The following is a 10,325-nucleotide window of genomic DNA, read 5'->3' on the forward strand; positions in this document are numbered from 1 at the left end:
TGATGTCGCGTGGGATGTCCAAGCCTTCAAGACACCAGTTGTCCGGGTCAGAGTCCGGTCGAGAGTTGGAGGGCTCCACTGCATTCCCCTTGGGCCAGTATGCGTCAGCGGGAATCGTGGTCAGCTTCGGCCGGTCGCTGCGCATTGGCCATCTCCTTTTCGGCGGCTTCTAAGGCTGCTTGTACGAGTTGGGGTGCGGCATCCCGTATGGCGCGAACCCATTCACGGGCCTCGCGCTTGGCAAGGATTTCGGTAAACCCCGCATCGAGTAGCGCCCGTTCCTCCGGCGTGAAGGACGCCCGAAAGCCGCGCTCGCCCTCGGGCCGGAGCCGGTGGAAGTCACGACGCCCTATCGCCGCGCCCAGCTCTGCCACGTCGTCCGCCGCGCTGCTCATGACTGCGCCCCCTAGGTCTCATCAGGTTCGAAGGACCGTAGGGGGCGCAGGAGTTGGCAAGGGGGACAGACTGTCCCCCTACCCGTTTGGGCTACGCAGCGACCACGCCGACCGCCTCAGCGAGCGCGACCGCCTCGCCCTTGAGGGGGCCGGATGCCGTCTTCGCGAGTTGGGCAGCGAGACCGCGCGCCATGGGGATGTATCGAATGCCTTCAGGCGTCACACGGTGCGCATGGCTCAGGTAGTGCACGGCTGCCGCAGTCTCCCGCTTCTGAGCATGTCCGGCAGCGATGTCCAGCAGCAGACGAGAGCGACGCTCAAGAGACGCGATCCCCTCGGGGGCGATGCCCTCAGCACGCCGCAGAGCCTCGCCAGGGGTCAGCAGCCCCACGCCGACGCTGACACCGTGAACGGCGACGTTGGACACGTCGAACGCTGATTGGGTCTGGGTGTAGTCGGCGGGCAGCCGCCGGGCCGTGCGATCGGCCTCGGCAAGGTAGCGCTCAGCGTCGCCGGAGCGGCCGTCAAGACCGCACGAAACGGCGGCTTGGAGATTCAACGCACCGTAGGCGCCGAGTAGTTCGGCGGGCCCGTCCTCCAGTTGGTCACGGAGAAGCGCCATGCCTGCCTCGTCAGTCTGGACCGCTTCCTCCGCGAAGCCTGCCGCCCGTTGCCCGATGGCCGTTGACCAAGCAGCAAGAGCCAGCGAGACGGGGTGGTCGGCTTCCTCGCTGTGGGCGCGTCCACGGTCGAGAGCGAGCCAGTACAGCTCAGGCTCGCAGATGTGCGCCAAGAGGCGCTGAACGAGTCGGTACAGGTCCCCGGTAGCAGCGTGGGCGGCTCGTCGCTCGCCCCCCTGGTGGGCCTTGACGCACGCGTGAGCGTCCCGGATCAAGTCCGGCAGGAGTGCCCCCACTTCGGTGCGCTGATGGGTGCTGCTGTGCCACAGCCTCCAAGCGCCGTCTACGCGGCCTCTCAGGGCCTCAGGGGTCACCGTGCCCACGGTCGGTACGGCAGCGAACGAGACGCCGTGCAGGGCGGCCCGGATAGGCGTAACGCAAGCGTGCGAGAGCTTGCCCACCGCATCGGCAGGGATGCTCAGATCTCCACCTGTCAGGGTCGCGACGTCCGGCACGTGGAGCGCGTTCGCGAGGCGCACAAGGTGTGTGATCGACCGTAGTTCGCGATCGCCGTTCTCGATCTTCTTGAGCCAGTCGGGTGAACGGCCGACGAGACCGGCCAGCACGGGGCGACTCAATCCACGGCGTTCCCGAAGGATGCGGATACGTTCGCCGGTTGTCAGCTCTGTGGGCAGTTCGGTCATTGCGCGCTCCCTGGCACGAAGTCAAGCCGTACGGCCAGCGTACGCCCGCAACTTGGCCGGCGACAGGCCATTTGATCACTCAGCGTTCCCGCCGACTGAGGCTCAGCGCCCATGTATGCCCGATTTTCCCTTACATACCGTCACAGAAACGCAGAAAGCCCCCGACGACCACCCAGCGCGGGCAGCCATCGGAGGCAGGGTCAGAAGTGGCGGGGGCAGCAGCCGACCGCGAATAGGTCCAACGGCTGTGGTGCGGTGCCGAGTTCGAGCCGGTATAGCGTGGCGAGTACGGGCCACAAGGGGTGGCGCTCCGGGGTGTCGTGCTCGGCCAACTCACAGCAGAGTGCGCGGAGTTCGTCACTGGCCATTGCGGTACGCGTCCAGTGCGGCGACGGCAGCCGCGCGGGCAGCGTCGATGGGGTCGGCCGAAGCAGCAGGATCGGCCGTCTTCTCGTGTGCCGACAGGGCCGTGTCGAGTTGCCCCAGGAAGCGCAAGAGCGGGTGAGCCACGGGCATACCGGAGGAGCCCGGCACCGTGACGCCCTCAGCGACGATCTGAGCGGCTACCGCATCCCAGACGGCCCGGAGTGCCGGGTATCGCTCCGCGTCGCCGGAGACGGGCTCAGGGCGGATCTTGGATGCCATCGCGGTTGCCTTGCGGGCGCGGGCTGCCGCCTTGCGGTGAGCCTCGCTGCAATACCGGGTGCGCCGGTCAGCATCGGCAGGAATCGGCACATCGCACGGCGCGTGCGCGCACCTTCGTCTCATGGGTTCCCCCTCTTGAGTTAGCGGACAGTCCGGAAAGGCTTGTCCGGGACGGACGCGTTTTCCGAGCTGGGACCGGGATCGCTGAGCGCCAATTCTGCGAACTTTCGACCCGCGTACGCCCTATGCCAGCGACACTCAGCGCGAGCCTGCGCGCTCATTCGCTTGATGATGTGTCATCCACAGGGCGGCAACGCTCGCATTCAATGACCCATGAATCCGCGCGCTCATCACGTCGCGCAGATTGGGGCAACCGATCCTTGAGCCTGTATCCAAAGCGCTGACACGACCGGCAGCGAGCCGGAATCCATTGCCTGTCATCCCCGCTGAGCACTGCCCGGCCATCCGGTCGCATCCACGCCGGGCGCATCCACGATGACCAATCGCTCAACTCCTCAGCAGTGCCGGGAATCTCACGCACCCTGAATGCGATCACCGGACGACCGTCACTGAGTTTGTGGGCAGCCGCCCGCTTCCGCCCCCACCCCTTTTCGGTGAGGTACCCCCCTACGTCAGCGGGACACTCCACACACATACCCGCCCCCAGGGGTGCACCATCAATGCGCACCCCCGAGAGCAATTCCACGAACACGGTTAGACGCGCTCAGCGAGATCAGCGCCAAGCAGCCAATCCGCCTCAGACTGCGGAACGTCGTACGTCTCGCCGTTCTGGAGAACATGAGCCGGAATTCCGCCATCAGTCGGGCCGTAGCTCATGTAACCAATCATGCGAACGGTCACGGTCGGCTCATCAGTGTTGAAGAAAGACATGGGTTGAACTCCTCTTAGGCGGAAACGGTGATCTTGCAGACGGCAGCAGCATTCGGGACAGCGATAGCGGCACGAGCGATAGCGCGCACGGCAGTACCGTCCTTGAGGAATCCGAACTGATCGCTGATCTCAAATCCGGCATCCTTGCGCCACACAGCGAAGACCTGATCTGCTTCGTAGGTCAGGATTTCGGTATCCGCCAAGAACGGGGAAAGCCACACGGGGACACCCAGAATCGACCGCTGAATGCCAGTGGTCGGCGAGCCGGCCGACTCACTCAGAAGCGGCTTAAGAGAGCCCGTCGCCTCACGCAGCGCCATAAGCGTGGTCCAGCTCTTTGGGTTCATCACAATGGTCGTGGCCTTTGCGTTCACCGATTCCAGCTTGCCAAATGCCGTGACGAACGGGTCAAGGTCCTTGAGCCCGCCCGTGACCGCGTGAGTCTGGATTCCGGCGGTCTTGGCAATGCCGACGAACCCCTTACTGGTGCCGGTTCCTATCAGCGCCTCACGGTCGAAGCCCAGCGCAACGGACCGCATAAGCGACTTCGCAACGGGGTTCAGGAACGAAGAACCGCCATCTTGCACAAGCTCATTGGCCAGCATGTCAGCAGCAGCGATCTTCTTCGGCGTGACCTTGAGCGGGTCAGCACCAAATCCGCCGGTCGGCAGGTCGTCAAGCTCACCAACGAATCCGGCCGTGAAGTCGGAACGGATAACCGGGAACGAGTAGGTTTCAGCGTTCGTCTGCACCCGGTTCACACCGGACGCCATAACGACCGACTGAGGGGCCAGGAGGTCAACGAACTGCTTAGCAGTCTGCTCCGGGCTGAAAGCCTTGGCGGTGCCGGTCGTGGTGATCCCACGGGCCGACTTAATGGAACGGCTCATGAGATCGCCCGGCGTAACTCCGGCACTCTCCCGACCGGGGAAAAGGCTGCGCGTAGTACCCATCTCCTGAAGTGGAGACCTGACGCTCATCGCCATTTCCTCAGCGGCAGATGCCGCAATGTGGCGCTTGGCGTTGTCGTCGTGTTCCTTGATCTGGTCGAGTAGCTTGCCCTCCTCCTTCTGCTCATTGGGGGTGAGCTTGCGGTTCCGCGCTCCGTCCGCAAGTTCACGTAGCTTGTGCGATGCGGCATCCCGCTTCTCAATGGCGGTGCGCGCTATCTCGGCATGACTCATCTAAGGCCCCTTGCTGATCCTCTTGAAGGCAACAGAAAGGCCCGGACCGGGAAGCTTTGGGGGTCCGAGCCGGCTGGGGGCTGAGATAGAATCTCGGAAGCCCCTTCAAAGGGATTAGTAAATGTCTACGCGGCCTTAGCGGCAGCGCGGTTCTTCGTCGCCCAATCACGCTTACGCTGCCGGTTGCGCTCCGCCCGGCACCCGTCTGAGCACATCAGCGGCCAACGGCGCTTCTGCCCCTCGGGGCGCTGCTGCTCATACGTCTTGCCGCACACCTCGCATTCGCCCGTGAACACCTTCACGCCATCCACCACGCGGATAGTGCCGCCCTTCGTCTTCCACGACATGGGGCGAGCCTCACGGCGACGGATGATCAGGCGGGAGCGCAGCACGTCATCACGCAGCGCGGGCGGGAAATCCCACAGAGGCCGGAACGGGTCGGCTGTCAGCCGGTAGCCACCACGGACGAACCCAGCGCGCACGTCCACAGGGCCGCTCTCACCCTGCATTGAGCGGTTGGTGTCCCACTGCATGAATGCCCGGACAAGCTCCGGGTCTTTGTGCTCAGTCAGTTCGTCTGGGGTGTCAATAAGCGCGTCAATCTCGTTCTCAGTCACGCCAGTTGGGTTGTAGTACACAGTGTGCCTCCAGTCTCAGGGCATAGAAAAGCCCCGGTTCGGTGAAGCCGGGGCAACAACTCACGTGAGGTATTGGTCAGCGGGGCAGGCGCACCCGGAACCCCCACGGACCACGGGCGCCGTTCGGACCGAAACGGCCATCCCGCCCGAAGAGATTGCGAGCCAGCAGCAGAAAGGCGCGCTCGCCAATAGCGGCGTTCGGACAGTCGTGCCGGAAAGCGGCTATCAGGTCACGGCGAGATACGAAGGCGGCTTCCGACTGTTCGCACAGAGAGAGCCACCGCTCAGGAGTCATGGCGGACTCGCGGCGGAATGCCGGTTCACCGGACAAGACCTCTTTCAGGTCCCGTGTGACGGGGCCGGACGCGTAGCGGACTTCCCGCGCCATGCGCTGCCACGAGGGGTACACGTTGCGAGAGGGCACCGGAGCTTTCCCCACTTCGGCAATACCGAACTCTCCGGGACCGTCCGCGTGCATCTCAAGCGTGTTCAGGAACGACGACATACGAACCCGCCAGAGGGCCGGATCAAGTGGCGGGTAAGGTGCTCTCCCTTCCACCCAGCATCGGGAAGCGGGACACCACAGAACGGGCGGACTGAGGTAGCGCCGGGCGGCGTCCCCGATCAGTTCAGCCCAATCGCCCACGCTGGAACTCTTCAGATTCTCCACAACAGACCTCTCGCAACTCTTCGCCCCGCTGTCCTGCAAGGCGCGTTCAAGGGATTCGCAAACACTGAGCAAGAAACACACAGCTCTATCCCCGCTGTAAGCAGGAACCTTGCAAGTTGAGCAACTTACGTAGCTGTAAATATCCCCAGGTCAAACCGCAACCCGAAGAACCACCGCAATCACCACTCGTCACCACTGGAGCGGAGGGGTTTCCTTCGGGCACGAGAGAGCCCCGCCGGTCGTCAGGGACCAACGGGGCCTGTTCGGGGCTCAGGCGGCTGCCTACGCGGCTAGCGCCATGTCTGCCGACTCCTCCGCCTCTTCGCCTTCCGGCGTGGCCCACTCGATGCCGCAGCGGGTCTTGCCGTTGAACCTCACGCCCTGGCCGGGTGCCTTCGTCACGGTCACGTGGTCGATGCCCAGTCCGAGAAGGTCACGCCTGAGCGCAGCGTCCGCCGCCTCCCACGCTTCGCGGGCCATCCCGTTCATGAGGAAGCTGATATCCACCGGTCCGCCGGAGAGTTCGTTGACGCGCTCCTCTGCTGCCGTCAGGCGCTCCTCAGCCTTTGCCTTCGCGGGAATCCGGTACTTCGCGGAACGCCCCGAATAGAAGCCTGCCTGATCGTCTGCGTGGAAATTGTCCAGCCCTTCTTGTGCGGCCTTGAGTTCCGCCCCTGCTTCTCGGATCTCCGCCGACTCCTGGGGGCGGGTGAGTGCTTGCCAGCGCTGGGCAACTGCAATCATCAGCGGGTCGTCAACATCGGAATTCTCCATACGCGCAATCCAGCGATCCACGATGTACGGCTCAAGGGCGTCACGCCATACAGAAGCCGGGGCAGCACACGCACCGCCATTCGCACGCATCTGACAGTTGTAGGACTTGCCGCTGAGGGTCATGGCATAGCCACATTCGGCACACCGGAGCTTGCCGGTAAGCAAGTGCGCCACCCGACCCACACGCGGAGTGTTGTCAACGATCTGATGCCCGCTGAGAACACGCCGGGCACGCTCAGCCGTCTTCGCCGCAATCATCGACTTCAACACGCCCGACTCAACGCAGCGGACCCGCTCCCCAGCGTCGTTGAAATAGTGCGTCGGGGCCTTGTGAGACTTCCCGCCCGGCGAAACCGTAAGCCACCCCTCATAGACCGGATGAATGACGATCGCCCGGATACTGTCCGCACGCCAACTCTTGCCCGTCGCTGACTTGATCCCCTCCTCATTGAACTTCCGGGCCAGTGCACGCGACGACGTACCGCCCGCTATCTCCTTGAAGATCCGGACCACGATGGCCCACGGGGAATAGTCCTTGCCCCGCACCTTCACGCGGTTCGGAGAGAGCTTCCGTGTGTCCTTGTCGGCAGCCAGACCGAACGGGGCACGGGCCAGCCAACGCCCCTCGTTCCGCTGACGCGTCTTCGTGCTCCGCACGTTGTACGAAAGCCGCTGCGAGTATTCGCGGGCATTCTCCGCACGGTCGATAATCCAACGCCGGTCGCGCTCATCCATCGAGTCAAGACGCTCGTAATCGAAGATGACCCGCGCCTTGCCCAGAATCGGGACGACCGCCTCAGCACCCTTACGGCTGAATCGGTCCAGCGCGTACACCCACAGCGCGGGAACCTCACCGTTCAGCACAGCGCCCATGGCCGCGTCGTACTTCGGGCGCTGAACGTCCGACCACGCGGACAGGTTCTCTTTCCAGACCTTGCGGACCCGGTAGCCGTGCTCATCCGCCCAGTGCCGCCCGCGCTCCTCCTGAGCCCGCAGCGATAGGGCCCGCTCACCTTCCCGGACGATCTTTGACTTCCTGAGCAACAGGTCCACCTCTGGCCTGTCGTCTGCCTTGCTCGCTGAGCGGGACGCGCCCGCGTGGGTAGATGCCTTCACTCCCCTGGGGAAGGGAGTCGGTTGCCTGTCTTCGCTGCCGTGCGCGGATGCCTTCACGCTCACGGTCTGGTGAGTCAATCCCTTGCCCGCGCTGACCTGAGTGGATGTGTTCACCCCCTCCCTAGAGTGCGAGGGATTCCTAAAATCGCTGACCTTCGGTGTCGCAGCCATGCCGGACCCCTCTTGACCTGCGAGAACGGCCCGCCAACCGGAAGGTCCCAGAGTGTTGGACCTACTCCGGTCGGCGCCGTCCAGGGTCTGGCCCCCGAACACGTGGTGTACGCGGGCTCCCTCAGCAAGAGCCTCTCGCCGGCGCTGCGCCTCGGCTGGCTGGTCCTCCCGGAGGAGTTGGTCGGTCCCGTCCTGGCGGCGAAGGGGGCCCGCGAGTCCTGGGCGAGTGCGCTGGACCAGCTGGCGCTGGCCGACTTCATCGAGTGCGGCGGCTACGACCGGCACGTCCGCCGGATGCGGCGCCGCTACCGCGACCGCCGCGACCAGCTGGTCTCCGTACTGGCAGCCCGCGCCCCGGAGGTCCGGGTGACCGGCATCTCGGCCGGCCTCCACGCGGTCGTGGAACTCCCCCCGGGCCGCGAAGCCCCGGCCCTGCGGGCGGCCCACGCGGCGGGCCTGGCCTTGGACGGCCTGTCCTCCTACCGGCACCCCGCCGCAGCCGGACCGCCCCGCGAGGGTCTCGTGGTGGGCTACGCGGCACCCCCGAATGCGGCGTTCGGGCGGGCGATGGAGGCCTTGGGGGAGGCGGTTCGGGCGCTTAGGTGAGCGCCCTTGACAGGGCGGCCCGATCAGAGGACGGCGGCGCGGCAGATCGCTACGCGCTTCTCACGTCTTGGCGTCCGGCGGACGTCTGGGGCTGGGTGGGTGGCGGAGGGGCGCCCCAGGACGGCGGACGGGGGATGGCGGACAGCGGACGGGGGATGGGGGTGGCTGTTAGCGGAGGAGCCACTGTCTGGTCAGGGCCATGACCTCGGCGCGGGAGCGGCCAGGGTGGTCGGCGGCGATGAAGTAGTACCCGATGCGCAGGGAGAAGGCGAGCATGCAGCGGGCCTCGACGTCGTCCTCGTCGGGGCAGAAGGAGCGGAACAGGGAACGCAGGTAGTCCATGCGGCGGTTGTCGGCGCGTCGGAGGCGTTCTGCCACGTCTTCGTCGCGCCGTGCCCAGTCGCGGATCGCGAGGTCGGCCGCGACACCCGTCGTGGGGCCGTCGGCGGATGCGGCGATCGCGAAGAGGCGCTCCAGTTTGGCCTTCGCCTCTCCCCCGCCGCTCTCGACCTGCTCGATCACCGCCTCGGTGACCCCGCGTTCCCAGGTGTCGAGCATCTCGGTGAGGAGCGCGCCCCGGTTGTCGAAGTACCCGTAGAAGCCGCCCTTGCTGACGCCGAGCGCCTGCGCCAGCGGCTCGATCCGCACGGCCTCCGGGCCGCCGGCCGCCAGCGCCTTGAGCCCCTCCTCGATCCACTTGCCGCGAGGCGTGCGCGTCACGCCCATGATGTGCTCCCCTCGTCTATACGGTGCCGTATAGATAGTGCTAGCTTTGATCTATACGCCATCGTATAGATAGGGGCCGACACATGAGACTCCCCACAACCGCGCACACCTCCCGTCCCTGGCGGATCCACGAGATCGCCGGCGACTTCCAGGTGGAGGACGTATGGGCACTGCCGACACCAGGCGGTCCCGACGACCTCGCGCGACTGGTGGACCAGTTCACGAACGGCACGGGCGAGCCCATCTCCTCCCCGGTGGTGCGCACGCTCTTCGCGATCCGCTGGAAGCTCGGCAAACTCCTCGGCTGGGACAAGGCCGATGCCGGCGTCGGCACCCGTGTGCACTCCCTCCGGGACCGCCTGCCGGAGGACCTCCGCGAGGGTCCCCGCGGCGCCGACCTCGGCGCGGTCCCGTTCACGTCCGTCTACCAGACCCATGACGAGTGGGTCGCCGAGATGGGCAACCGGACCGTGCACGGGCTGATGCACATCGGCTGGGTTCCGGACGGAACAGGCGGCTACCGCGGCCAGATGACCGTCCTGGTGAAACCGAACGGCCCGCTCGGCGCCGTATACATGGCAGCCATCAAGCCCTTCCGATACCTCGGCGTCTACCCGGCCCTGATCAGGGGCATCGGCCGCGAGTGGCAGGCCGCCCCGAAGACCGCCGGCTGATCCTCCGCCACCCACCCAGCCCCAGACGGCCGCCGGACGCCGAGACGTGCGAAGCGCGTAGCGATCTGCCGCGCCGCCATCCTCCGATGGCCTTCCAGCCGCCCTTTGGTGCGGGTATCAGCCCCAGGCGGCCGACGGACGCCGAGACGTGCGAAGCGCGTAGCGATCTGCCGCGCCGCCATCCTCCGATGGCCTTCCAGCCGCCCTTTGGTGCGGGTATCGGCCCCAGGCGGCCGTCGGACGCCGAGACGTGCAAAGCGCGTAGCGATCTGCCGCGCCGCCATCCTCCGACGGGCTTCCAGCCGCCCTTTGGTGCGGGTATCGGCCCCAGGCGGCCGTCGGACGCCGAGACGTGGGGAGCGCGTAGCGATCTGGCGCGTCGGCGGCGCGGGATGGGCTTCTCGGCGCTGTTTGATGTGGGTTGGGCCGCCCCCGGCCCGTCGCCTGGTCCCTGACAGGCTCGTGGATGTGTCTCTGACCCGGCCCGTTCCTTTGGGGGGGTTCCCGGCAG

At 65.9% G+C, this 10,325-nt stretch carries 10 protein-coding genes and 1 pseudogene; 2 read left to right on the forward strand and 9 right to left on the reverse strand.

What is annotated here, in order from left to right:
- Positions 1-104: 104 nt before the first annotated feature.
- The 8 genes from ACGFYU_RS18060 to ACGFYU_RS18095 form a co-directional block, all read right to left on the reverse strand.
- Positions 105-395: a hypothetical protein gene (locus ACGFYU_RS18060; protein ID WP_393828253.1), complete on the reverse strand. Its 291-nt coding sequence runs from the start codon at positions 393-395 to the stop codon at positions 105-107.
- Positions 396-486: 91 nt separating this feature from the next.
- Positions 487-1,719, reverse strand: coding sequence for a helix-turn-helix domain-containing protein (locus ACGFYU_RS18065; protein WP_393828254.1), 1,233 nt, complete (start codon positions 1,717-1,719; stop codon positions 487-489).
- A gap of 357 nt (positions 1,720-2,076) precedes the next feature.
- Positions 2,077-2,364, reverse strand: a complete 288-nt coding sequence (locus ACGFYU_RS18070; protein WP_393828255.1) for a hypothetical protein — start codon at positions 2,362-2,364, stop codon at positions 2,077-2,079.
- A gap of 714 nt (positions 2,365-3,078) precedes the next feature.
- Entirely contained in the window at positions 3,079-3,255 is a 177-nt protein-coding gene (locus ACGFYU_RS18075) for a hypothetical protein (protein WP_393828256.1), read from the reverse strand.
- 14 nt (positions 3,256-3,269) lie between these two features.
- The gene (locus ACGFYU_RS18080; protein WP_393828257.1) at positions 3,270-4,439 is read right to left on the reverse strand and encodes a phage major capsid protein; all 1,170 of its coding nucleotides are present in this window, start codon (positions 4,437-4,439) and stop codon (positions 3,270-3,272) included.
- A 125-nt stretch (positions 4,440-4,564) separates the two neighbouring features.
- Complete coding sequence (locus ACGFYU_RS18085) at positions 4,565-5,056, reverse strand: hypothetical protein (protein WP_393828258.1); 492 nt, start codon at positions 5,054-5,056, stop codon at positions 4,565-4,567.
- A 97-nt stretch (positions 5,057-5,153) separates the two neighbouring features.
- Complete coding sequence (locus tag ACGFYU_RS18090) at positions 5,154-5,582, reverse strand: hypothetical protein (RefSeq protein WP_393828259.1); 429 nt, start codon at positions 5,580-5,582, stop codon at positions 5,154-5,156.
- 447 nt (positions 5,583-6,029) lie between these two features.
- Complete coding sequence (locus ACGFYU_RS18095; protein WP_393828260.1) at positions 6,030-7,574, reverse strand: recombinase family protein; 1,545 nt, start codon at positions 7,572-7,574, stop codon at positions 6,030-6,032.
- Positions 7,575-7,874: 300 nt separating this feature from the next.
- On the opposite strand from ACGFYU_RS18095, the pseudogene ACGFYU_RS18100 reads away from it, so the two are divergent.
- Positions 7,875-8,414 (forward strand): annotated as a pseudogene (locus tag ACGFYU_RS18100) (aminotransferase class I/II-fold pyridoxal phosphate-dependent enzyme); the annotation flags it as partial.
- Between the two features lie 168 nt (positions 8,415-8,582).
- On the opposite strand, the gene ACGFYU_RS18105 reads toward ACGFYU_RS18100, so the two are convergent.
- The gene (locus tag ACGFYU_RS18105) at positions 8,583-9,140 is read right to left on the reverse strand and encodes a TetR/AcrR family transcriptional regulator (protein WP_393828261.1); all 558 of its coding nucleotides are present in this window, start codon (positions 9,138-9,140) and stop codon (positions 8,583-8,585) included.
- 83 nt (positions 9,141-9,223) lie between these two features.
- On the opposite strand from ACGFYU_RS18105, the gene ACGFYU_RS18110 reads away from it, so the two are divergent.
- Complete coding sequence (locus ACGFYU_RS18110) at positions 9,224-9,814, forward strand: DUF2867 domain-containing protein (protein WP_393828262.1); 591 nt, start codon at positions 9,224-9,226, stop codon at positions 9,812-9,814.
- Positions 9,815-10,325 lie beyond the last annotated feature (511 nt).

Source organism: Streptomyces sp. NPDC048337, assembly GCF_043201175.1.
Taxonomy (GTDB): domain Bacteria; phylum Actinomycetota; class Actinomycetes; order Streptomycetales; family Streptomycetaceae; genus Streptomyces.